Source organism: Sphingomonas sp. Leaf10 (assembly GCF_001421245.1).
Taxonomy (GTDB): domain Bacteria; phylum Pseudomonadota; class Alphaproteobacteria; order Sphingomonadales; family Sphingomonadaceae; genus Sphingomonas.
Genome location: NZ_LMKE01000023.1, coordinates 33,825 through 56,702, shown reverse-complemented (window position 1 = coordinate 56,702; position 22,878 = coordinate 33,825). Strand labels below are relative to the sequence as shown.

Below are 22,878 nucleotides of genomic sequence, written 5' to 3'. Positions count from 1 at the left end.
CGATGTGGCATCGCCTGCTCGGATCGGCGGTGATCGCTGCGATGCTGTCGTCCTGTTCGGCGACCGCACCGCAGGACGCTCGAACCGAACTGATCCTGTGGCGCAATCAGGTCGGTCTTCAAGAAGAGGCTGCGACCGCCGCGCTGGTCGCGCGCTTCAATGCCGCGCAGTCGAAATGGCGGGTCGTGGCCCAGTCGCTGCCGCAGGGTGGCTACAGCCAGTCGATCGTCGCCGCCTCGCTTGCAGGACGGATGCCGTGTATCATGACGGTCGATAGCCCGACCGTCGCCAGCTATGCATGGGCGGGGCATCTTCGCCCGCTCGACGCCTATGTTCCGGCCACCGCGATCGCCGAGGTCGGTCCGGCGGCGGTCGGGCGGTACGGGGGCAGGGTCTATGCGCTGGGGCAGATCGATGCCGCGTTGGCGATCTTCACCACCCGTTCGATCCTGCAAAGCGTCGGCGCGCGCGTGCCGACCCTCGACCGGCCATGGACCGGTGCCGAATTCCAGACGCTGCTCGAACGGCTGAAGGCGGGCGGGCGCTATCGCTATCCGCTCGATCTCGCCACGCGCGACGACAAGCCGAGCTGGTGGACCTACGCCTTCAGTCCGATGCTCCAGAGCTTCGGCGGCGACCTGATCGACCGGCGAACGATGGCGAGCGCGGAAGGAACGCTGAATGGTGACGCCGCGCTCCGGTTCGGGCGCTGGTTTCAGGCGCTGTTCGCCAAGGGCCTGGTCAACCGCAAGGAACCCGACGAGAATGGCTTCGTGAAGGGGCGCTCGGCGCTGGTCTATACCGGCAACTGGTGGGCGGCCGACTACCGCACCTATGCCGGCGACGACCTGTTGATCCTGCCGCCGCCCGATTTCGGGCACGGCGTGAAGATCGGCGGGGGCAGCTGGCAGTGGGCGATCAGCCGAACCTGCGCCCATCCCGAAGGGGCCGGCGCGTTCATCCGGTTCCTGCTCCGCCCCGTCAATGTCGCGGCGATGTCCGATGCGAGCGGCGGGGTGCCCGTGACCGAGGCCGGTGCCGCAGCGACCACGGCGTTCGGACCGGGGGGCAAAAGCCGGGTCTTCTACGACCTGACCCGCCGGTTCGCGGTCGAACGGCCGTCGACCCCGGCATTCCCGACCATCGCCAACGCCTTTACCGCGGCGATGCGCGACACCATGGACGGCGGCGACGTACGCGACGCCCTCGATGACGCGGTGGACGATATCGACGATACGATCGTCGACAATCCCGGTTTCGCGAAGGTCCGGTCGTGAGCGCGGGTACGCGACCGTCGCGCGGGCGGGTCAATGCGCTGATCTTCGGTGGGCCGGCGATGGCCGGCTTGGGCATGTTCCTCGCGCTGCCGTTCCTGATGGCGCTGATCCTGACCTTCACCGATCAACGGCTTGTCTCGCCCGATCCAAGCCAATTTATGGGACTGCGCAATTACGAACGGCTGCTGTCGGTGACGACGCTGGTCCAGGAACCGAGCGCCACCGGAGATGGCGGTCGCGTTGGTGGCTACACCCGCATCCGCGATATCACCCGCACCGATCCGGCCTACCGCGGCTATCGTCCGCTGACGTCCTTCGCGCTCGGCGAACGGCGTGTGACCCTCCTTGCACGTGACCCAGCGTTTCTTCGCGCACTCGGTAATACCTTCGTCTTCGCGATGCTGGTCGTGCCGCTGCAATGCGTGATGGCGCTGGGGTTGGCGCTGCTGGTGAATGCCGGGCTGAAGGGGCAAACGCTGTTCCGCGCGGTCTATTTCTCGCCCGTCGTCATGTCGATGGTCATCGTTTCAGTCATCTGGTCGTTCCTGTTCGACAAGGATTTGGGCCTGTTCAACCAGGCGCTGTCGCTGGTCAGCTTCGGCCTGATCCGGCCGATCGACTGGCTGGGCGACCCGCGCACGGCGATGCCGGCTGTCGTCATCATGTCAGCATGGCAGGGGGCGGGCTTCCAGATGCTGATCCTGCTGGCCGGGCTTCAGGGCATTTCACAGGAGCTGTATGATGCCGCGCGGATCGACGGCGCGAATGCGTGGCAGCGGTTCTGGCACATCACGGTGCCCGGGCTGCGCAACACCATCATATTCGTCCTGATCGTCACCACGATCGCCGCGCTGGGCCTGTTCACCCAGGTCGACGTGATGACCGGTGGCGGCCCGCGCGGTTCGACCGCGACCGTAATGTTCGAAGCGGTCCGGCGCGGCGTGCGCGAGCAGAACGTGTCGTACGGCGCGACGATCTCGCTGATCTACTTCGTGCTCATCACGATGTTCATCCTCATCCAGCAATTGCTGGTGCGCCGCCGGGGAAGGGCCACACGATGACGCCGTCGCAACGACAATCGATCCCGCTGCGGCTCGCGCTCTATGCACTGATGGCCTGCACCGCGCTGGTGTTCCTGTTCCCGTTCCTGTTCATGATCGCGTCCTCGTTCAAGACGAACGACCAGATCTTCGCCGACCTCGAATCCTTTCGCGCGCTGCTGCCGGTCGGGCCGCTTACGGGACGGAACTACGCGCGTGCGTTCGAGCTGGGCAATATCGGCCATTACCTTTCCAATTCGCTGCTGGTGACCGGGATCACGGTGTCGCTCGGCCTGCTGGTCAACAGCCTTGCCGCCTTTGCGCTGGCGCGGATCGAATGGCGCGGGAAACAGGCGGTGCTGACCTTGCTCGTCATTCTGCTGGTCGTACCGTTCGAGGTCATTAGCGTGCCGTTGATGCTGTTGGTCGCCTCGCTGCCGGGCCTCTCGATCGGTGCCAACGGGATCGAAATCACCAGCTCGTGGCTCGACACGCTATATGTCCAGATCGTGCCGTTCATCGCCAACGCCTTTTCGATCTACCTGTTCTACCAGTTCTTTCGCGATATTCCGAAGGATCTGGACGAAGCCGCCTATGTCGACGGCGCGACGCCGTTACAGGTGTACCGCCATGTCATCGTGCCTTCGTCGTTGCCCGTCTTTGCGACGGTGACGATCCTGCAAGGGCTGGCGATGTGGAACCAGTATCTCTGGCCGCTCATCACCGTGCCGGGGGAGGCCGCCCGCCCGCTGATGGTCGGCATGGAACAGTTCTTCGGCGCGCGGAAGACCGCGTGGGGCGAGGTGATGGCCTATGCCACGGTCATCACCATGCCAGTGCTCGCTGCCTTCATCATCTTTCAGCGATGGTTCGTCCGCAGCGTCGTCGGCAGCGGCGTCAAAGGCTGAGTGAGGATTACAGATGCCCGCCTCCGTACAATTGCACGACATCCACAAAAGCTATGGCGACAATGAAGTCATCAAGGGCGTCAGCCTGACGATTGATCCGGGAGAGTTCGTCGTGTTCGTCGGCCCCTCGGGGTGCGGCAAATCGACGATGCTGCGGATGATCGCTGGCCTCGAGGAAATCAGTTCGGGCGAACTGCGGTTTGACGACGTGGTCGTCAACGACTGGGATCCTGCACGCCGCAACATTGGCATGGTGTTTCAGTCCTACGCGCTCTACCCGCACATGACGGTCGAAGAAAATATCGGTTTCGGCCTGAAGCTGGCGCGACGCCCCAGACGCGAACGCACCGAACAGGTCGAGGAGGCGCTGCGCGTCCTGCAATTGACCGCACTGCGCCATCACAAGCCGAGTGAACTGTCGGGTGGTCAGCGCCAGCGGGTGGCGATCGGTCGCGCCATCGTCCGCAAGCCCAAGGTGTTCTTGTTCGATGAGCCGCTGTCGAACCTTGATGCGTCGCTGCGCGGGCAGATGCGAATGGAGATCGGCAAGCTGCACCAGCGGCTGAAGAATACCGTCGTCTATGTCACCCACGATCAGGTCGAGGCGATGACGCTGGCGGATCGCATCGTCGTGTTTGAAGGGGGGCATATCCGGCAGATCGGCACCCCGCTCGACCTGTACGAACGGCCCGCCAACCGCTTCGTTGCGGCGTTCATCGGGACCCCGACCATGGGGTTCCTGCGCGGTACGATCGTCGGGCAGGGCGAGTATGGGCTGACGGTCGCGCTCGGCCCTGATGGCGCCCGGACCGTGGCGTTTCCAGCCCACCGGGACACGCGGATCGGCGGTGTCGACGTGACGATCGGCATCCGCCCGGAACATTGTCTGTGCTGCGCGGACGATCAGGCGATCCAGATCGGGACGGTCGTGATGATGGAGCGACTGGGGGCCGATACCTTCGCCTTCGTCGAGGTGCCTGGTGCTGAGGCACCGATCGCGGTCCGGCTCACCTTTGCCGATCGCGGTATCGTGAACGGGCAGGCGGTCGGCCTCTCGTTCGACCCCGCCAACGTCCATCTCTTCGCTAGCGACGGGACGACGATCCCCGCCGCCGGCCAGTGATATTATTCTTGGAAACGGACCTTATGACCCAGAATTCGATGGTCGATACTGCCGCGCCGGTCGGCACCGAACCCTTTCGGCCGAAGCTGCATTTCACGCCCCGTCGCAACTGGATCAACGATCCGAACGGCCTCATCTATTTCGAGGGCGAATATCATCTGTTCTATCAATACAATCCCGAAGGGCGGGAATGGGGGCATATGAGCTGGGGCCATGCAGTCAGCCCCGACCTCGCCCATTGGCAGGAATTACCGGTCGCCATTCCCGAGACCGACCAGATGATCTTTTCGGGCAGCATCGTCGTCGATCATGCGAACATCTCGGGGCTCGGTGACGGCAAAGCTCCGGCGCTGCTCGCCTTCTACACCGCCTATGATGCAGCGCGCAGCATCCAGTCTCAGCATCTGGCGTACAGCCACGATCGCGGTCGGACGTTCGCCCATTATGCCGGCAATCCGATCATTGATCTCAATCACGCCGATTTCCGCGATCCCAAAGTATTTTATCATGCGGACAGCGCCGCATGGATCATGGTGGTCGCACTAGCCAAAGACCATGTCGTCCAGTTCTACCGCTCGACGAACTTGCTCGACTGGGCGCTGGCCGGTACGTTTGGCCCTGCCGGCTCAACCGCGGGCCAATGGGAATGTCCCGACCTGATCCCTGTTCCGATCCGGGGGGAGGACGGGGCGAGTGCCTGGGTGCTGAAGATCGACGTCGATACCGGCTTTCTGGATGGGGGGTCGGGAACGCAATATTTCGTCGGCAACTTCGATGGCCGGACGTTCATCATCGATCCATCACTGGGCAACCCCGACGGCGACCGAGTCGACCATGGCCCAGACTTCTATGCCGCGATCACTTGGGCGGACCTGCCCGACGATCGGCAGGGGCCGATCTGGATCGGTTGGCAGTCGAACCACCAGTCCGGTCGTTTCTATCCGACCGATCCGTGGTGCGGCGCAATGTCGCTACCTCGGCGGCTGTTTCTGTATCCGGAGGACGGTCGCCTGAGACTCGGTCAGGTGCCGATCCTGGCGGAACCCGCCGTACCGGTACCGGTTGCCATGCCGGAGACGACGTCGCTCACTGGCCGGCCAACCCGGCTCGTGTCTGGAATGCGCGGTTTCCGATGCACGTTCGACCTGACCGGTCAGCGGGGACGCGGGACCATCGATATCCGGGATACCGGCGGCAGTCTGGTTCGGATGATCTTCGATCGGGACGCCCGGCACGTCGAATTTTATCGGGCCCGGTCGTCGATGGTGAAGACGCCCGAATTCGGCCGTCACACGATTGCCGATGTCGCTGGCGACACGCTTGCGGTGCAGATCCTGCTCGACGGGCCGCTGCTGGAGATATTCCTGAACCACGGCGAACTTGTCTATACCGCGACCATCTTCCCGAATGGTGATCCAGAACTGACCGCTGAGGCGGTCGAGGAAGGTTGGCGGGTAGCACGACAGCAGATCGAACCGCTTCAGCCGACGATGTTCCTTTCGCGCTAACGGGAGCGCGAAAGCCGCATCGACGTGGCGGACAGATCACAACAACGCGCGTCCGCATAGCAGCCTTGGCGGGATGGCACCCGCCGAGCTCACCACTCCCCCACGAAGGGCACGAACACACCGAAGCTACTTTCTTAGCGGCCTGAAAGTGGGAGTGACGTGAACCCCGGATTTCCTCCAGTCGGGATTGAAGCCGGGCAGCTTTGTTGCGCATGAGCGCGGGTTGAGCAATGGCCTGCGCAGCGGAGCCCTTAGGGCGTAGCGAAGCAGGCCATTGCTTATTCAGTTCAGCGGCGAAGGAAGCTGGAGTCTCGTATCCAAGGGATGAGTGCAGCCTCCATGGCGCTGCGCCCGGCCTGGAGCAGAACATCAATGATCGTCTGCATGGGCGTGACCAGACATGGATTGAGACAAGGCTGACCGAGGCAACCGGCAAACGGCTGACCGGGACTGACATCCGGCCAGCCGAGACGGACCTACATATTGATGGCCCGGACCAATCTGACGCCCCAATCTGCATCGGGGTTTGTCGTTCCGTCGCCGAGGCGTTCCTGCATGGCCGCAACGGCAAGGTCGCGACGCCTCGGCAAACGCGCCCTCTCGGCCGTGGCGAGCGCCGGGCCCATTTCTTCCCGGGTGAGATCGGTGCAGTACGCCGGCGCACCAGCTTGCTGGCGCCAGGACTCGTCGAGAGAGCCGGCGTCGAACGCATCGAGACCGGTATCTTCAACGAGCGCCATGGCCAACGCCCGATCGGCCGGTCGGTCAGCCGCGACGGGAATGGCAATCCGCCCCGGGGTGCCGGCTGGCTTCCCGTGATTTGCCAGCAATGCTGAGCCAATCGCGTTCCACGCCTTCGCGATAGGTCGACCGAGCTGTTCGACAACCCACAGGCTTTCGACCTGTCCGGCCTTGATCGCTTCGATCCGGCCGTCGCGGAACGGGTAATAGTTGGAGGTGTCGATCACCACCGTCTTCTCCGGAAGAGCCGCAATGAGGGGTGCGACATCGGGAATACGGATCAGCGGTATGGAGAGGATCACGACATCGACATCGATCAGCGCGTCCTGGGTCGTGACTGCGCGTGCGCCCGATGCAAGCAGCTCGGCCTCGATCGTCTCAGGGCCGCGCGAATTCGCGACCCTCACGTCATGCCCTGTCGCGCTCAGCTTAGTGACTAGCGTCTTGCCGATGTGGCCTGTGCCAAGAATACCAATCTTCATGGAAATGTCCTTCGTGGGTGCGCGCGTTCGAATCTGCTGCGATCAGCGGCATGCGTAGCTTGCGGCCGATTTCACCGGCCCGGTGCCGCGATAGGTGATCCTGGCGGGGTAGACGCAAAGCGGCAGCGACGTGCTGGTGTCGCTCGATGTCAACGTGATCGTGGCGGGTGCCTTTGCGCCTTCGACCCAGTTCTGCAGCGCGGCGAACATCTCGTCACGCCCGGACGCGGGTTGCGGCACCGGCACGTTCGGCGCGCCTTCCGAGCGGCCGCTGTGGGTGAAGCCCGGGACCAGGTGGAAACGGTAGAAGCTCGACATCGCCGGTGTGCCGCCCATGCGGGCAGACACACGCTTGTAGTAGTTGATCGACCCCTGGGGCGGAATGTATTCGTCCGCCAAGCCGTGATACATCAACAGCTTGCCGCCCGCCGCCTTGAAGCGGGCGAGGTCAGGATCGTCTGTGTTGATCGCGCTGAACTGCGGTTGCAGTTGCACGCCGCGATTCTGCGCCTCGGCAAGACCAGCATAGGTCAGCGTATCCCTCCAGCGGTTCGCTCCCTTGCCGGTCGCGTTGACGAACATGTAGCTCCCAAGCTCCGGCTTCTGCATCTCCAGTGCCGTCTGGTCGGCGGCAAGGATGATGCCGGGTGCGCCGCCTACGGGTGTGTTCTTGAGCTCGGTCCCACGCGTCCAGCCGAACCAGATGCGCTTACCCGACAGAAGATTTGCGCTGCCATTGTCGCTCGCCGGATCGGGTGCCGTGCCGTCACGCGTCTGGCCATACCAAGCCTTGTTGATGACCTTCGCCTCCGCGACGGTGACGCATGTCGACGGTGGATCCGAACTGATGCGCTTCTTAGGACAGGTGCGCGGCAGCGCCTTCGCGATCGAGGGCGCGCACGGTCTGCTCGGAGGCGTCGCGACGCTGCGCATGTCGTCGCCGCTGCGCGTCGAGCGGGCAGGGGCTACGCTGCAGCTGCCCGTCGCCTACGATCTGATGACCGGAGCGCTGAGGACGTCGGATACCGCGCTGGATCTCGCGCCCGATGCGCGTGAACTCGATTTCGAACTCGGCTGGTCGAAGCGGCTGTCCGCGAACTCGTCGATGCGGTTCGGCATCGCCCGCGCCTTCGACGCCGGACATGTGAAGGGTGCGACCGACACGGCGGGCTTCGTAGCGCTGGTGCTGCGTTGATCGGGTCGGTCGGGGCCCGTTCGCCCCCGGAACCGGCCGCCGCCTACCAGTAGACGAGAAGACAACCAACGGACGTGGGCCGCCGGGATGCCTCCAGGCGAACGACGGCGCACGTCCTTCGAACAAGAGGAAGTATCATGATGACCAGAATGACGGCATTCGGCGCGCTCGCGCTGCTCGCGGCCTGCGGATCGGCGTCCGTCGTCGAGAACGGCGCCGCCGCACATGCGGGACATCATGGAGCGCACGCGCGCAGCCGGTCCGGCATCAAAGGGTGGTTAGTCGACGGAAGCCAGCGTGACACGATCAAGATCATCCACCTTGACAATCAAGGTCCGTAATTGAGCCGGCCCACGAAACTAGCCGTGCGACCGCGTTCGGTGACATCGACTTGTGCTATGGTCTCGGTGAACTTGTGACCACGCCGCACGACCTTGCCGGTATCGTGGACGAGGGTGCTGATGCCGCCGGTCCAGCGATCGTACGTGAAGAAGAGGGCCTTCGACTTAGCAGACGGTCGCTACGCGACAACAACGGCGTCCCGCCTGACGGCCGCCCAATCGTCCGGTAAGCCGTGCACAACAATCTCCGCCGGCTTACGCCCACGAGCCTATCACCGCCACCACTTCGCGATTAGAAGCCTCGTTCGGGGAAGGTTACGCCAACCCGAGGGCGTGGCTGAAGCATAAATCGGGTTGCTGGCAACGAGAACGTCCGACTGCGTGCCTCTGGGAGAACGACGGCGCACGTTGATAACTGAGTTCGCTAAAGTCGCAATTGCGAACCCGTTAAGGGTCATTGTCAGGGAAATGGTGCTGCCGGTGAGGATTGAACTCACGACCTCAGCCTTACCAAGGATGCGCTCTACCACTGAGCTACGGCAGCACTCCGAGCCGGGGGAAGCCCCTCGGCGGCGGGAGGGGCCTATGTGCAGGCATTGGCCGGGATGTCAAGCGACTGTTGTCGGATCGGTCGTGAAATGCGTAGAAAGCGCGAATGAACGACGAAGAACGCGAGGCGCGGCTGGCACAGGCGCTCCGCCAGAACCTGCGGCGGCGCAAAGGGCAGGCGCGCGAACTGGCCGATTCGCCTCCGTCACCCGAATCGGACGTGCCGCCGGCACCGTGATTTGCAGCATGCGGCTGCGTTGACACCGTTGATACGGATCGGCACCCTCGTCGCAGGAACAGGGAGAGGTGCCATGCGCTGGTCGGTATTGCTGGTTGCGCTGCTGATCGGTCAGGCGGCGTGGGCGGCACCCGGCGCACCTGCCGGATCGGCGGTCGCGGCGCATGGGCGGCTGGCGGTCAAGGGCAACCGGGTTGTCGATGCGCAGGGCAAACCCTATGCAGTGCACGGCATGTCGCTGTTCTGGAGCCAGTGGCAGCCGCGCTATTATGATGCGACGACGATCGACTGGCTGGTGCGCGACTGGCGGGTCAGCGCGGTGCGGGCGGCGATCGGGGCGCAGTCGGGCGGCTATGACGCGCAGCCCGCGGCCGAAACCAAGCGGGCCGAGACCGTCATCGACGCGGCGATCGCGCGCGGCATCTATGTCGTGGTCGACTGGCATGCGCATCAGCCGCGCGCCGACGATGCGATCCGGTTCTTCACCCATATCGCGCGCAAATATCGCGGCGTGCCCAACCTGATCTACGAAACGTATAACGAGCCGTTGCCCGAACATGGCTGGGCGACAGTACTCAAACCCTATCACACCCGCGTCATCGGCGCGATCCGGGCGATCGATCCGGACGCGTTCGTCGTTGCCGGTACGCGCAGCTGGTCGCAGGATGTCGACGAAGCCGCCGCCGATCCGCTGCCTTTCGCCAACGTCGCCTATGCGCTGCATTTCTACGCGGCGACGCACAAGGCGGCGTTGCGCGCCAAGGCCGATCTGGCGATGCGGCAGGGCATCGCGCTGTTCGTCACCGAATATGGCACGACCGCCGCCAATGGCGATGCGCCGATCGATGCCGCCGAGACGCGGGCGTGGTGGGATTGGTGCGCGAAGAACGGCATCAGCTATCTCAACTGGTCGGTCGCCAACAAGGACGAAGCATCGGCGATCCTGAAGCCGACGACGGGGAAGCTGGCGGGCTGGCCGGACAGCGACCTGACCGAATCGGGGCGGCTGGTGCGGACGCATCTGCGCGGGCTTCGCTGAGCGCGGCTTTCGCCCCGGTCCCGCGCATGGCATGGACGCGGGCATGACCGAACCCCGCCCGCTCGCCTATCGTCACACCCCCGGCACCGGCCCGACGATCCTGTTCCTGCCCGGCTATGCGTCCGACATGACCGGGACCAAGGCGCTGGCGATCGAAGCCTGGGCAAAGGCACGGGGGCAGGCGTTCCTGCGCTTCGATTATGCGGGGTGCGGCGAAAGCCCCGGCGTGTTCGAGGAACAGACGCTGGCCGGATGGGTCGACGACGCGCTGGCGATGATCGACCAAGCCATTGAAGGACCGGTCGTGCTGGTCGGATCGTCGATGGGCGGCTGGATCGCGCTGCTCGCGGCGCGTGCCCGACCGGAGCGGATCGTCGGGCTGGTCGGCATCGCGCCCGCGCCCGACTTTACCGACTGGGGTTTCTCGCAGGCCGAGAAGATGGCGATGCTGAACCAGGGGCGGATCGAGCGGCCATCGCCCTACGCCGATACGCCGACCGTGTTCACCCGCGCCTTCTGGGCATCGGGCGAGGCGAACCGGCTGATGCATGGCGAGGTGCCGATCGATGTGCCGGTGCGGCTGGTACAGGGACAGCGCGATGCCGATGTACCGTGGGAGCGCACCGTCCATCTCGCCGCGCGCCTTCGTTCAGCCAATGTGCAGACGATCCTGGTTAAGGATGGCGACCATCGCCTGTCGCGGGACGGCGATATCGCGCTGATCCTGCGTGCCATCGAGGATGTGTTGCCCTGATGCTGTCGCCGTTGCTGTTCCTTGCCCTTCAGGCCGCCGCCGGGCCGCAGCTTCCCGCTGGCGCCACGCCCGAGGCGCGCTACGACCAGTGTGTCGATGCTGCGACGACGACGCCCGACGTGGCCGAACGGATTGCCGGACAATGGCGGCTGGCCGGGGGCGGCTTCCTCGCGCGGCAGTGCCTCGGCATGAGCTATGCGACGCGCCAGAAGTGGAGCGCGGCGGCCGAGGCGTTCGAACAGGCAGCGCGCGAGGCCGAGGTCGCGAAGGACGCCCGTGCCGCCAACTACTGGGCGCAGGCGGGCAATGCCCGGCTGGCCGATGGCGATACGGTTGCGGCGGGGACGGCGCTGGATGCGGCGCTGGCGAGTGGCGCGCTGACCGGACTGGCGCGCGGTGAGGCGCAGCTCGATCGCGCCCGGATACGGGTGGCGGCGGGCGATCTGGCGGGCGCGCGCGGCGATATCGATCGTGCGCTCGAGGATGCGCCTGCCGATCCGCTGGCATGGCTGTTGTCGGCGACGCTGGCGCGACGGACCGGCGATCTGCCCCGCGCCCGGACCGATATCGCCGAAGCGGTGCGGCGGTCGGACGACGATCCGTCGGTGCAGCTGGAGGCGGGCAACATCGCCGGCCTGTCGGGCGACACCAAGGGGGCGCGCGTGGCGTTCGAGGCGGTGCAGCGGCTCGCTCCCGACAGTCCGCAGGCGAAGGCGGCATCGGCGGCGCTCGATACGCTGCCGCCGGTCTGAGCGCGGTTGCGGCGATGCGGCGGCGACCCGATATGCCGGGCAGATCGAAAGGAAGCCGCCGATGACCCGCTATCTCCACACCATGATCCGGGTGAGCGACCCGGACGCCACCATCGCATTCTTCGAGATGCTGGGCCTGAAAGAGGTTCGGCGCATGGACAATGATCGCGGTCGCTTCACGCTGATCTTCCTCGCCGCTCCCGGGCAGGAGGGAGTGGCCGAGGTCGAGTTGACCCATAATTGGGATCCCGAACCCTACTCGAGCGGCCGCAACTTCGGCCATCTGGCATTCCGCGTCGACGATATCTACGCGACGTGCCAGTGGCTGATGGACGCCGGGGTCACGATCAACCGCCCGCCGCGCGATGGGCATATGGCGTTCGTGAAGACGCCCGACGGCATCTCGATCGAGCTGTTGCAGGAAGGGTCGCTGCCCGCCGCCGAGCCTTGGGCTTCGATGCCGAATGTGGGGACGTGGTGATGGAGGTCGTTCGCGTTCCCGTCCTTTCCGACAATTATGCGTGGCTGCTGCACGAAGATGCCAGCGGCGAGACGGTGGCGATCGATCCGGGCGAGGGGCAGCCGGTGCTCGACGCGGCGGCGGCGCGGGGCTGGACGATCGGTGCGATCTGGAACACCCACTGGCACCCCGATCATGTCGGCGGCAACGCAGCGATCAAGGCGGCGACCGGCGCGGAGGTGACCGGTCCGGAGGCGGAGCGGGCGAAGATCGCCGATCTCGACCGAGGTGTCGGCGAAGGCGCGATGCTGTCGATCGGCGATGCCCGAGCGACCGTCTGGTCGGTGCCCGGCCATACCGCGGGGCATATCGCGTTCCACTTTGCCGACGATGCGCTGCTCTTCACCGGCGACACGCTGTTCGCGATGGGTTGTGGGCGGCTGTTCGAAGGGACGGCGGCCGAGATGTTCGCCAATATGCGGCGTTATGCGGCGCTGCCGCCCGACACCCGCGTCTATTGCGGGCATGAATATACGCTGTCGAACGGCCGCTATGCGCTGGTTGCCGAGCCGGACAATGCGGCGATCGTCGAGCGGATGGCGGCGGTCGAGGCGATGCGCGCCAAGGGCGAGGCGACGGTGCCGACGACGATCGGCGCGGAACTGGCGACCAATCCGTTCCTGCGTAGCGGTTCGGCCGAGGAACTGGCGCGGCACCGCGCGGCGAAGGATGCGTTCTGATCGGTAGAGGAGAGTCGGCATGAAACGATGGGCATGGACGGCGGCGCTGCTGTTGGGAGCATGCGCGACGCCGCAGCAACAGGCGGAGACGCAGGCAAAGCGGGATCAGTTGCTCGCCAAGACGCTGGAAGGGCGGGTCGCGGGCAAGCCCGAAAACTGCCTGCCGACCGGGTTCATCGATGGTCCGCAGGTGGTCGGCGACTCGTTGATCTATCGCCAGAGCGGCAAACGGCTGTGGCGGACTCAAGTCCGCGATCGCTGCCCGTTCCTGCGCGACGACCAGATCGTGGTGTCGATCCTGTACGGGACCAATGTCTGTCGCAACGACCGCTTCCGGCTGGTCGACCGCGGCGTGCCGATCGCGTCGGGCGACTGCACGTTCGGCGACTTCGTGCCGTATGACAAGGTGGGGTGAACTACCCTTCCGTTCGGTTCGAGCTTGTCGAGAACTTGGGTGGTTCGGGCGGCCTGGTTCTCGACGGACGCTTCTCGACAAGCTCGAAGCTGCTCGAACTGAACGGATTTGAGAGGGGGGCGGGTTGCGCCTACCACCCCCGTTCAGTTCGAGCTTGTCGAGAACCCCTTACAGCACGTAGCGGCTGAGGTCGGTGTTCCGCGCGATGCTGGCCAGTTGCTTCTCGACATAGGTGGCGTCGATCGTCACCGCCTGTCCCGAACGGTCCTCGGCATCGAAGCTGACCTCTTCGAGCAGCTTTTCCATCACCGTCTGCAGGCGGCGGGCGCCGATATTCTCGACCTCGGCATTCACCTCCGCCGCGATGCGGGCGATGGCGGCAATGCCGTCGTCGGTGAAGTCGATGCCGACCTGTTCGGTCGCGAGCAAGGCGCAATACTGGGCGGGCAGCGAGGCCTTGGTATCCGACAGGATCGCGACGAAATCGCCTTCGGTCAGGCCCTTCAGCTCGACGCGGATCGGCAGGCGGCCCTGTAGTTCGGGCAGCAGGTCGCTGGGCTTCGCGACATGGAACGCGCCCGATGCGATGAAGAGGACGTGGTCGGTCTTCATCGGCCCGTATTTAGTGGCGACGGTCGTGCCCTCGATCAGCGGGAGGAGGTCGCGCTGCACGCCTTCGCGGCTGACCGAGCCGCCGCGCACGTCGCTGACCGCGATCTTGTCGATTTCGTCGAGAAAGACGATGCCGTTCGCTTCGGCATCGGCCAGCGCGGCACGGCTGACCTCGTCCTGGTCGAGACGCTTGTCAGCCTCTTCCTCGACCAGCTTGTCCCATGCGGCGCGGACGGTCAGCTTGCGGCGCTTCTGCTGGCCGCCGCCGAACGCCTTGCCCATCATTTCGGACAGGTTGATCATCTGCGGTGCGGCGCCCGGAATCTCGAACGGCATCTGCGGCGCGGCGTCCAGTTCGAGCTCGACTTCCTTGTCATCGAGATGGCCGTCGTTGAAGCGCTGGCGGAACGCCTCGCGGGTCGCTTCGCTGGCACCCTTGCCGGTCAGCGCGTCGAGCAGACGGGCCATGGCCGCTTCCTCGGCCTTGTCCTTGACCGCGACACGGCGGCGTTCGCGCTCCAGCCGGATCGCTTCCTCGACCAGGTCGCGGGCGATCTGTTCGACGTCGCGGCCGACATAGCCGACCTCGGTGAACTTGGTCGCCTCGACCTTCACGAACGGCGCATCGGCCAGCTTCGCCAGACGACGGCTGATCTCGGTCTTGCCGCAGCCGGTGGGGCCGATCATCAGGATGTTCTTCGGGCTGACCTCGTCGCGCAGATCGGGTGAGAGCTGCTGGCGGCGCCAGCGGTTGCGCAAAGCGACGGCGACGGCGCGCTTGGCGTCCTGCTGGCCGATGATGTGCGCATCGAGCGCGGCGACGATCGCCTTGGGCGTCAGATTGTCTTGCATGGAATGTCCGTCAGTTCGCGCTGTCGAGCGCTTCGAGGGTGACGCGATCGTTGGTGTAGACGCACAGTTCGGCGGCGATGGCCAGCGCCTTGCGCGCGACCTTTTCGGCGTCGCCTTCATAGTCGGACAGCGCGCGGGCGGCGGCGAGGGCGAAATTGCCGCCCGAGCCGATCGCGGCGATGCCGGCTTCGGGTTCCAATACATCGCCATTGCCGGTGACGACCAAAGTCACGTCCTTGTCGGCGACGATCAGCATCGCTTCGAGATTGCGGAGGAATTTGTCGGTGCGCCAGTCCTTGGCCAGTTCGACCGCGGCGCGCAGCAACTGGCCCTGATGGCGTTCCAGCTTGGCTTCCAAGCGTTCGAACAGGGTGAAGGCATCGGCGGTGGCGCCGGCGAACCCGGCGATCACCTTGCCATCGCCCAGCGGGCGGACTTTCCGTGCATTGGGTTTCATGACCGTCTGTCCGGCCGAAACCTGCCCATCCCCCGCGATCACCACGCGACCGCCGCGACGCACGGATACAATCGTGGTGCCGTGCCACACCGTCTCTTTGCTCATGGCCGCGGATATGGGGAGGGGGGCGGGTTGGACAAGGTCCTCCCCGGTACGGGGAGGGGGACCAGCGAAGCTGGTGGAGGGGGGTGTCCACATACGAAACCGTTGCGTTGCGCGGCCCGCCCCCTCCACCATGCTTCGCATAGTCCCCCTCCCCGCGGAGCGGGGAGGAATTACTTTTCTACGCCTTTGGCCTTCCCCCAAGCTCTCGCCGCCGTGTAGCCGAGATAGCCGGTGCCGAAGAGCGCGTACAATTCCTCCGGGATGCCGCGCAGATAGGCGGTCATGCCGCGGGCGATGCCGGCGGCCATGTCGGGCTGGACCGCCGAGATCAGCCCCATCGGGATCGCCCAGAGCAGCAGCGCGTACATCACGTAGAGAAAGCCCGGCCGCGCGCGCGAGGTCCAAGGGTCGGTCGACTGCGCCTCCGCCACGATCGCCGAGAGTTGCGCCTTGACCCGGTCGAGATCGGCGGTGCTTTCGAGTTTCAGCAGTTCGAGCTTGGCGGCGTCGCGTGCCTTGGGATCGGGGATGAGCTTGTCGAGCAGCGCCGCGATCGGCGCGATCAGGGTGTTGAGCATCGTCGTTCCTGTCGTCGGAAGTTGCCAAAGGTTACACGGATCAGCCTGCGCGGTGGGCCAGCCAGCCGTAGAGAAAGGCTTCGTTAGCGGGGCGCAGTTCGGCGAGGCGGAGATAGCGTTCGCCCTGCAAGGCATTGATCGCGCGGACCAAAGCCGCCTCCGCCGCCGGGCCGCGTGTGGCGAGCAGGGCGTCGAGCGCGTGCAACGTTCTCGCGCCGATGTTGCCATCGACCATGATATCGGCCCAGTCGCGTTGCTCGCGGTTCAGGGCGTTGAGGACGCGTTGCAGGAAGGTCGCGGCGACCGCCGGTCCCATGTTGACGCCGGTGTCGAACAGTTCGGCCGCAAGCGCGGGCGCGCGCAGCGCGACGCGGTCGAAGGCCGGCGCCTGCCAGTAGCGGCGGCGGTAGAGGGTCGCGGCGAAGCTGCGCGGCAATTCGCGGATCGGGCCGTCATAGCCTTCGGCGCGGGCGACGGCCTGGGTAATGCCGAAACGGGTCGGGCCGCCGCGATCGGCGGGGTGGTCGACATAGCCGCCCTCGCGGTCGATGACGTCTTCGATAAGGTTGGTTGCGTCCATATCATCCTCCTGTTGGAGATGGAACGTAACCAGAACGGTTCGTTGTAGGAAAGCCGGGCGATCCCTAGCTGAACAGTGCGTCGGCGCGGTGGCTGGTGGCAACTTCGGCTGAAGTAGGATGGCGCAGCAGCGTGATCGCATCGGCATCGGGCGACCAGCCTATCAGTCCCATGTCGGCGAATTGCCCGAGCCAATAGTCCATGCACCACCGCCCCCAGCGCGCGCGAAAGCGGGTGGCGTTGCGCAGGATCGCGTCGAACTGGTGCAGCGGCGGGACGTGGACGGCGTGATGCTGATGCCACGCGACCGCACCGCCGACCCATGCCATCGGCACGCCAGCCGCCGCCAACGCCCAGGCGAAGTCGGTCTCCTCGCCGCCATAGCCGACATAGCCGGTGTCCATACCGCCCGCCGCATCCCACGCGCTGCGCGGGAGGGCGAAGGACAGGCCCCATAGCTCGCCATGGCTCGGCACCGGGCGGACTTCGTTATCGGCCAGGGCCGGCTTGGCGGGGTGGCGGACGGACCTGTCCGGATCGACCGGGCCGGGCGGCAGATAGCGAACCTCGCCCAGATAGCAGGCGGGGCGTTCGTCGAGCACCGCGGCATAGCGTGCGACCAGCGGGGGCGAGGGGATGCAGTCGACGTCGAGGAAGATCAGCCGGTCGCCCCGCGCCGCCGCCGCCGCTTCGTTGCGCGCCCGCGCCAGCGGCATCGGGTCGCCGGGCACGAACACCTCGCGCACCGGCACCCCGGGATCGGGCAGGCCGGCGGGGGCGGCGTCCTGCATATAGGCGATGACCAGTTCGTCGGGCGCGCGCGTCTGTCCCGCCAGCCCCGACAACAAATTGGCGAGGTGCGTGGTCCGTCCGCGCACCAGCGTGCAGACCGAGATCACGCCGACCGGCGCTGCTGCACCGGCTGCCCGCGGAAATGGGCGACCCCCTCCATGATACCGAACGCGAACCCGCGCCGCGCGACATAGCTGTGGGCGAGGTCGGGACGCTGGGCGAGGCCGTCGGAATAATTGCCGACGATGATCGCATGGGCGCAGGCGCGCAGCATTTCGACATCGTTGCCGCTGTCGCCGGCGACGATCACCTGATCGCGGCGCATGCCGGCGCGACGGCGGACATAGTCCACCGCCGTCCCCTTCGAAGCGGCGAGCGGCAGGATGTCGAGATAGCGACCGTGACTGTGGATCACCGACGCCGCGAAGCCGGCATCGGCCAGCAGGTCGCGGATGCGTTCGGCGATATCGGTCTCGCCGGCGGTAAAGTAGCTCAATTTGTGGCTGCGCTGTTCGAGCGGGCTTTGCGGGCGCAAGTCGCTCTGCGTCGCGAGCAGCGCGGCGATCGCCTCGCGGTCCCAGCCGGCATCGATCGTCGCGGTCCAGGCGTCGTCGCGAACATATACCCCCCCATGGACGCGGTGATAGATTTCGGAGCCCACCGAGGTAATCATCACCGCGGGCGGCGCGACCTGGTTCTGGGCAAGGATCGCCAGCGCGCTGTGCAGGCTGCGCCCGGTGGCGATGCCGAACATCATGTCGTGCTGGTCGCCGTGCCACAGGTTGAACGCCTGCGCGGCTTCGCTTTCCCCGAGCAGCGTGTTGTCGATGTCGGAAATCAGCAGCAGGCGCGGTGCCTCGGCGACCGGGGCGGGCGGGGCGATCACCGCCTGCGCCAGTTCGGCATAGCGCGCGACATGGCCGTCCCAGTCATAGAGTTCGGCGGCGGTCGCGCCGGCCTTCGAATAGCGGTCCCACAGCGCGTCGTCGGACAGGATGGTCAGCATCGCCCGGCCGATCGCCTGCGGATCGCGCGGGTCGACGAGGATGCCGTTGCCGCAGCCCTCGATAATGTCGTTCGGCCCGCCGCTGTCGGTCGCGACCAGCGGCAGGCCCGATGCCGCCGCCTCCAGCAACGTCAGGCCGAAGGGCTCGTTGAGTGCCGGATTGACGAAGATGCCGCGCCGCGCCCGGGCATGGGCATAGAGGGCGGGGACCTCGTGCGGGGCATGGGTCTTGGGAATCGCGACCGATCCGTACAGGTCGTAACGGTCGATCAGCGCGAACAGTTCGGCCATGTTGCCGGCCAGTTCGGGTTCGAGGCTGCGCGGATCGTCGCGCGTGCCGGCGACGATCACCAGATTGGCGGCGGTCTGCAGCGCCGGGCAGCGGCCATAGGCATGGACCAGGGCGGCAAGGTTCTTCTTGCTGACCGGGCGGGCGAGCGCGAGGATCACCGGCTTCGACGGATCGGCAAGGAAGCGGTCGATCCGCGCATCGACCATAGCGTCGGTACAAGTGCCGGCGAACAGCCCCAGATCGCTGCCCGGTGGGATGATGCGAATGCGGCCGGGATCATAGCTGGGATAGCCGGCATATTGCACCTCCGCCTCGTCACGCGAGGAGGCGATGATCGCATCGGCATCGGCGATGGCCCGGTCCTCGATGTCGATGCGGCGTTCCAGCCCCTGCGTCTCGGCGCAATCGGTGCCGAACGCGATCTGTTTGACCCGTCCCAGCGAATGGGCGGTGAAGAGATAGGGGATGCCCAGCCGCGCCTTCACCGCCGCCGCGACGGCACCGGCATCGGCATAATGGGCGTGGATCAGGTCGGGGCGGCGGTCCAGCCCCTCGATATGCGCGACCAGCGCGTCGATCAGGCTGTCCTGTTCCTGCCACAACGCTTCCTTGGGCAGATAGGTGTCGCTGGCCGAGCGCAGGCGGACGATGCGGGTCGTCGCGTCGATCATCTCGACATCGCGCCAATAGCCGTCGCCCAGCGGGCCACCACGGAAGGCGCGGGTGACGATCTCGGTGCGTTCGACCGCAGGATGCCGGCCGGAAGCGGCAACCAGATCAAGGAGATAACGGATGTGGCCGCCGGTGTCGGCAGTAACGCCATATTCGACCTCGCGCGCACGAAGACAGCCCTGTAGCGCGAGATGCAATATGAACATTACGGAACTTTCCCGTTAAAAATAGCGGACTTGTGTCCGCCCTCACAGGAACCGTTCGGCTCTCGCTTGGTTCCGGTCGGCGATGGTATCCCCGCTCCGGATCGCGCAGATCGCCCCCGTCATCTACCCCACGCCCCCCGGCAGGACCGGCGGGACCGAGCGGGTGGTATCCGACCTGACCGAGGCGTTGATGGCGATGGGGCATGACGTGACGCTGATCGCGCCGAGCGACAGCGTGACCACCGCCCGCCATCTGTCGGCGCATCCCAGTCTGCGCGCGCTGCAGGCGTATCACGGGCCGGTGGCGCCGGGCGTCCCTGCCGCGCTGGAGGCGGCGCAGCTGGGGTTGCTGGCCAAGCATCTGCACGAATTCGACATCGTCCACTGCCACGGCGAATTCGCCCATGCCGCGGTGCTGGGCGACCGGATCAGCCGGAGCGTGACGACGGTGCACTGGCGGCTGGACGAGCTGGATCGCAAGCTGTTCTTCCACAGCTTTCCCGAACTCCCCGTCGCGGCGATCTCGGCGGCGCAGGCGCGCGACCTGCCGCGCGCCAACCGCGCCGGGGTGGTGCATCACGGCATTCCGGCCGATCGGTTTTCGCCGGGGCCGGGCGGCGAAGCGCTCGCCTTTATCGGGCGGATGACCGACCAGAAGCGGCCCGACGTCGCGATCCGCGTCGCGCGGGGCGCCGGGCGGTCGATCCGGCTGGCGGGCGGCATCGATGTCGGCAATCCGCGCTATTTCGACGAACGGGTAGCCCCCCTGCTGGGCGAGGATGCGATCCATGTCGGCGAGGTCGACGATCGCGGCAAACAGTCGCTGCTGGGTGAGGCGGCGGCGCTGCTATTCCCGATCGACTGGCCCGAGCCCTTCGGCCTGGTGATGATCGAGGCGATGGCTTGCGGTACGCCGGTGGTCGCATGGGATCGCGGCAGCGTGCGCGAGGTGGTCGATAACGGCGTCACCGGCTTCGTGGTGAAGAACGAGGACGAAGCGGTCGCGGCGCTGGCGCGGATCGATACGCTCGACCGGGCGAAGGTGCGCGAACGCTTCGAGGCGCGCTTCACGGCGGCGCGGATGGCGGAGGAGTATGTGACGCTGTACCGGGAACGGATCGCGCTTGCGCAAGGGGTGATGGCATGAGGGTCGGGCTGATCACCTGGGCCTATCCGCCTGAAAAAAGCGGGCTGTCGCGTGCGGCGCGGGAGATCGCGCAGGCGCTGGCCGAGGCGGGACATGACGTCCGCGTCGTGACGATGGACCGCGCGGATCGCAGCATGGACGGCGCGGTCGAGGTGATCGGTGCGCAGGCGGGCGGCTGGCTGGCAAGGGTGCGGCGCTGGCCTGCGATCGGGCATCTGTGCGGCCCGGCGATGGTCGCGCGGGTCGTGCGGCGGCTGCATGCCGAACGGCCGTTCGACGTGGTCGAGGCGACCAACTGGTATGCGCCGGGGTTGTGGGTGGCGCTGACCGGGCCGGTGCCGCTGGTCACCCGCAATTCTACGCCGGTCGCGACGAGTGCGGCCAGGCCACGGTCGTTGCGCGACAGGATCGATCGCTGGGCGGCGGTGTCGCTGGAGGCGCTGTCGGCGCGGGCGTCGGCGGGGCTGATTTCGAATACCGAAGCGCATGGTGCGAAGGTCGCCGCACTGTATGGCACGCAGCCGCCGGGGCCGGGCCATGCCGTGATCGGCCTCAGCCTGCCGCCCGCGATCGTCGATGCGGGGCGGGCGGCACCCTATCCGCCGGGCAACGATGTGCTGCGGATGTTGTTCGTCGGGCGCAACGAACCGCGTAAGGGCACCGACGCGCTGATCGGCGCGCTGCCGGCGATGGCGGCAGAGGCCGATGCGGGCACGCTGCCCGATTTCCGGCTGACGATGATCGGGATGCACCGGCAGGAACTCGACCGGTTGCCGCCGGCCGCGCTCAAGCGGATCGACAGCTATCACCGGGTCGAAGACGATATGCTGCATGCCGCGCTGGCGGCGGCGGATATCGTCGTCGCGCCGTCGCGCTACGAGAGTTTCGGGCTGGTCTATCAGGAGGCGATGACCTTCGCCCGGCCGATCGCGGCGTGTGGCGAGGATCCGAGCGCGCAACTGTTCGTCGGCGGCAGCGGCGCGGGGCTGCTGGCGGACGATTGTACCCATCAGGCGCTTGGTGCGATCCTGCGGCGGATGCTGCGCGATGGCGAACTGCGCCTCGCACTGTCGGCGGCGGCGCGGGTCGCGGCGGGGCGCTTTACCCGCGCCGGCCTCGCGGCCGAGACTGCGGCTGCCTATGTCGCGGCGGCGAACGGGCGGAGCAGCGCGGCTTCGTCGCTCGGGCGGCCGGCGCCTGTCGACATGGCTTCGTAGACGGCGGAACGTTCGACGACGCGCGACCGGCTGAGCTGATGGTCGATCGCGCCGGCGAGCGCCAGCGAGGTGCGTTCGAACGGCACGACCGGGCGTTCGTGGACGGTGCCGGCGAAGCGGATGCCGGCATGGTTCAGCCGGTACTGGATATCGGGCCACAGCGCCGACTGCACGCCATCGACCCAGTTGCGGCGCGGCAGGCCGAGCGATTGCAGGCCTTCGCGGTCGGCCGCGTGGGGCAGCCAGCCGAGCGAGGCCAGCAACGCCGCATCGGGCCATTCGTCGGTATCGAGTTGCAGCACCCAGCCGCCGGCCAATGCCTGCACCCGGTTGCGCTGCGCCGCGAAGTCTCCGTTCAGCGGATGGGCGACGATCTGCGCCCAAGGCGTCCGCTCGGCCAGGGCCGCCGCGTCGGCGGCGGTGCCGTCGAGCAGGACGATGGCGTGGGGAAAGGCGGGGCGGAGGTCGGCGAGCATCGTGGCGATGGTGTCCGCCTCGCCGGCGCGGGCGATCATGCCGAGGGTGACGCTGTGCGGTCGGGGGGCGGCGGGCCGGCCATCGACCAGTCCCAGTGCCCATGCCGCATTGCGCCGGGCATGGGGGGCCAGCGTGAAGCCACGTTCGGACGATCGGCCGCGCAGATGGTCGGCGATCGCGGTGCGTAGCTGATCGGGGTCGAAGGCGAGATCGACGACCGCCAGCCCGCAATGGGTGCATTCGGGCAGCGCGCGGTCGTGCCAGTTGGCGTTGCCGCAGATCGGGCAGCGCGGTGCCGTGCCTTGACTCATGTTAATCGCCCCC

At 66.5% G+C, this 22,878-nt stretch carries 25 protein-coding genes, 1 tRNA gene and 1 pseudogene; 16 read left to right on the top strand and 11 right to left on the bottom strand.

The genetic code is table 11. The annotated features are described in order from the left end of the window. Positions 1–2 precede the first annotated feature (2 nt). From ASE59_RS13655 to ASE59_RS13635, 5 genes are read left to right on the top strand one after another with little or no spacing between them, the layout of a single operon-like run. Positions 3–1,277: an ABC transporter substrate-binding protein gene (locus tag ASE59_RS13655; protein WP_056457241.1), complete on the top strand. Its 1,275-nt coding sequence runs from the start codon at positions 3–5 to the stop codon at positions 1,275–1,277. Further along, positions 1,274–2,338, top strand: a complete 1,065-nt coding sequence (locus tag ASE59_RS13650) for a carbohydrate ABC transporter permease (protein ID WP_056457238.1) — start codon at positions 1,274–1,276, stop codon at positions 2,336–2,338. Before ASE59_RS13655 ends, ASE59_RS13650 begins: the two co-directional genes overlap by 4 nt. Beyond that, positions 2,335–3,225: a carbohydrate ABC transporter permease gene (locus ASE59_RS13645; RefSeq protein WP_056457235.1), complete on the top strand. Its 891-nt coding sequence runs from the start codon at positions 2,335–2,337 to the stop codon at positions 3,223–3,225. Before ASE59_RS13650 ends, ASE59_RS13645 begins: the two co-directional genes overlap by 4 nt. A gap of 13 nt (positions 3,226–3,238) precedes the next feature. Then, positions 3,239–4,348, top strand: a complete 1,110-nt coding sequence (locus ASE59_RS13640) for an ABC transporter ATP-binding protein (protein ID WP_056457234.1) — start codon at positions 3,239–3,241, stop codon at positions 4,346–4,348. Between the two features lie 23 nt (positions 4,349–4,371). Then, complete coding sequence (locus tag ASE59_RS13635) at positions 4,372–5,856, top strand: glycoside hydrolase family 32 protein (protein WP_156360083.1); 1,485 nt, start codon at positions 4,372–4,374, stop codon at positions 5,854–5,856. Positions 5,857–6,046: 190 nt separating this feature from the next. Here ASE59_RS13635 and ASE59_RS19885 read toward each other — a convergent pair. From ASE59_RS19885 to ASE59_RS19285, 3 genes and pseudogenes are all read right to left on the bottom strand, one after another. After that, positions 6,047–6,193 (bottom strand): annotated as a pseudogene (locus ASE59_RS19885) (IS3 family transposase); the annotation flags it as partial. A gap of 139 nt (positions 6,194–6,332) precedes the next feature. Beyond that, a complete protein-coding gene (locus tag ASE59_RS13630; protein ID WP_056457227.1) occupies positions 6,333–7,079 on the bottom strand; it encodes an NADPH-dependent F420 reductase in 747 nt (248 codons plus the stop codon). A 42-nt stretch (positions 7,080–7,121) separates the two neighbouring features. After that, on the bottom strand, positions 7,122–8,012 hold the full coding sequence (locus ASE59_RS19285; RefSeq protein ID WP_082458453.1) for a tannase/feruloyl esterase family alpha/beta hydrolase: 891 nt from the start codon (positions 8,010–8,012) through the stop codon (positions 7,122–7,124). On the opposite strand from ASE59_RS19285, the gene ASE59_RS13620 reads away from it, so the two are divergent. Together ASE59_RS13620 and ASE59_RS13615 are read left to right on the top strand one after the other, a co-directional pair. Further along, entirely contained in the window at positions 8,011–8,274 is a 264-nt protein-coding gene (locus ASE59_RS13620) for a hypothetical protein (protein WP_082458452.1), read from the top strand. The two genes, ASE59_RS19285 and ASE59_RS13620, sit on opposite strands and share 2 nt — an antisense overlap. Before the next feature lie 137 nt (positions 8,275–8,411). Next, the gene (locus ASE59_RS13615; RefSeq protein WP_156360082.1) at positions 8,412–8,615 is read left to right on the top strand and encodes a hypothetical protein; all 204 of its coding nucleotides are present in this window, start codon (positions 8,412–8,414) and stop codon (positions 8,613–8,615) included. 469 nt (positions 8,616–9,084) lie between these two features. Here the strand turns inward: ASE59_RS13615 and ASE59_RS13610 are convergent. Continuing rightward, positions 9,085–9,159, bottom strand: a tRNA-Thr gene (locus tag ASE59_RS13610). A 111-nt stretch (positions 9,160–9,270) separates the two neighbouring features. Between ASE59_RS13610 and ASE59_RS20935 the strand changes: the two genes are divergently transcribed. The 7 genes from ASE59_RS20935 to ASE59_RS13580 all read left to right on the top strand — a co-directional run bounded on the left by ASE59_RS20935 (position 9,271) and on the right by ASE59_RS13580 (position 13,562). Continuing rightward, the gene (locus tag ASE59_RS20935) at positions 9,271–9,402 is read left to right on the top strand and encodes a hypothetical protein (protein WP_268795285.1); all 132 of its coding nucleotides are present in this window, start codon (positions 9,271–9,273) and stop codon (positions 9,400–9,402) included. A gap of 73 nt (positions 9,403–9,475) precedes the next feature. Next, the gene (locus tag ASE59_RS13605) at positions 9,476–10,441 is read left to right on the top strand and encodes a glycoside hydrolase family 5 protein (RefSeq protein WP_056457216.1); all 966 of its coding nucleotides are present in this window, start codon (positions 9,476–9,478) and stop codon (positions 10,439–10,441) included. A gap of 43 nt (positions 10,442–10,484) precedes the next feature. Then, positions 10,485–11,195, top strand: coding sequence for an alpha/beta hydrolase (locus tag ASE59_RS13600; protein ID WP_056457325.1), 711 nt, complete (start codon positions 10,485–10,487; stop codon positions 11,193–11,195). After that, complete coding sequence (locus ASE59_RS13595) at positions 11,195–11,947, top strand: tetratricopeptide repeat protein (RefSeq protein ID WP_056457214.1); 753 nt, start codon at positions 11,195–11,197, stop codon at positions 11,945–11,947. The genes ASE59_RS13600 and ASE59_RS13595 overlap by 1 nt, the downstream gene beginning before the upstream one ends. Positions 11,948–12,008: 61 nt before the next feature. Next, positions 12,009–12,428 carry a VOC family protein gene (locus tag ASE59_RS13590; RefSeq protein ID WP_056457211.1) on the top strand — a complete coding sequence of 140 codons (420 nt, stop codon included), beginning with the start codon at positions 12,009–12,011 and terminating at the stop codon, positions 12,426–12,428. Further along, the gene (gene gloB / locus ASE59_RS13585; RefSeq protein ID WP_056457322.1) at positions 12,425–13,147 is read left to right on the top strand and encodes a hydroxyacylglutathione hydrolase; all 723 of its coding nucleotides are present in this window, start codon (positions 12,425–12,427) and stop codon (positions 13,145–13,147) included. The genes ASE59_RS13590 and gloB overlap by 4 nt, the downstream gene beginning before the upstream one ends. Positions 13,148–13,166: 19 nt before the next feature. Further along, positions 13,167–13,562, top strand: a complete 396-nt coding sequence (locus ASE59_RS13580) for a hypothetical protein (protein WP_056457208.1) — start codon at positions 13,167–13,169, stop codon at positions 13,560–13,562. Positions 13,563–13,730: 168 nt separating this feature from the next. Here the strand turns inward: ASE59_RS13580 and hslU are convergent, their stop codons facing one another. From hslU to ASE59_RS13550, 6 genes are all read right to left on the bottom strand, one after another. Beyond that, complete coding sequence (hslU, locus tag ASE59_RS13575; RefSeq protein ID WP_056457204.1) at positions 13,731–15,026, bottom strand: ATP-dependent protease ATPase subunit HslU; 1,296 nt, start codon at positions 15,024–15,026, stop codon at positions 13,731–13,733. 10 nt (positions 15,027–15,036) lie between these two features. Next, positions 15,037–15,588, bottom strand: a complete 552-nt coding sequence (hslV, locus tag ASE59_RS13570; RefSeq protein WP_055757729.1) for an ATP-dependent protease subunit HslV — start codon at positions 15,586–15,588, stop codon at positions 15,037–15,039. A 170-nt stretch (positions 15,589–15,758) separates the two neighbouring features. Beyond that, entirely contained in the window at positions 15,759–16,166 is a 408-nt protein-coding gene (locus ASE59_RS13565) for a holin family protein (protein WP_056457201.1), read from the bottom strand. Between the two features lie 40 nt (positions 16,167–16,206). Beyond that, positions 16,207–16,746 (bottom strand): glycoside hydrolase family 108 protein, encoded by a 540-nt coding sequence (locus tag ASE59_RS13560; RefSeq protein WP_056457200.1) that lies wholly within the window; start codon positions 16,744–16,746, stop codon positions 16,207–16,209. Between the two features lie 64 nt (positions 16,747–16,810). Then, positions 16,811–17,623, bottom strand: coding sequence for a glycosyltransferase family 2 protein (locus ASE59_RS13555; protein ID WP_235515771.1), 813 nt, complete (start codon positions 17,621–17,623; stop codon positions 16,811–16,813). 17 nt (positions 17,624–17,640) lie between these two features. Next, on the bottom strand, positions 17,641–19,713 hold the full coding sequence (locus tag ASE59_RS13550) for an HAD-IIB family hydrolase (protein WP_056457197.1): 2,073 nt from the start codon (positions 19,711–19,713) through the stop codon (positions 17,641–17,643). An 82-nt stretch (positions 19,714–19,795) separates the two neighbouring features. Between ASE59_RS13550 and ASE59_RS13545 the strand changes: the two genes are divergently transcribed. Next, positions 19,796–20,860 (top strand): glycosyltransferase family 4 protein, encoded by a 1,065-nt coding sequence (locus ASE59_RS13545; protein ID WP_056457194.1) that lies wholly within the window; start codon positions 19,796–19,798, stop codon positions 20,858–20,860. Further along, positions 20,857–22,077: a glycosyltransferase family 4 protein gene (locus tag ASE59_RS13540; RefSeq protein WP_056457190.1), complete on the top strand. Its 1,221-nt coding sequence runs from the start codon at positions 20,857–20,859 to the stop codon at positions 22,075–22,077. The genes ASE59_RS13545 and ASE59_RS13540 overlap by 4 nt, the downstream gene beginning before the upstream one ends. Here the strand turns inward: ASE59_RS13540 and ASE59_RS13535 are convergent. Further along, positions 21,999–22,865: a hypothetical protein gene (locus ASE59_RS13535; RefSeq protein WP_056457186.1), complete on the bottom strand. Its 867-nt coding sequence runs from the start codon at positions 22,863–22,865 to the stop codon at positions 21,999–22,001. The two genes, ASE59_RS13540 and ASE59_RS13535, sit on opposite strands and share 79 nt — an antisense overlap. Positions 22,866–22,878: the final 13 nt, after the last annotated feature.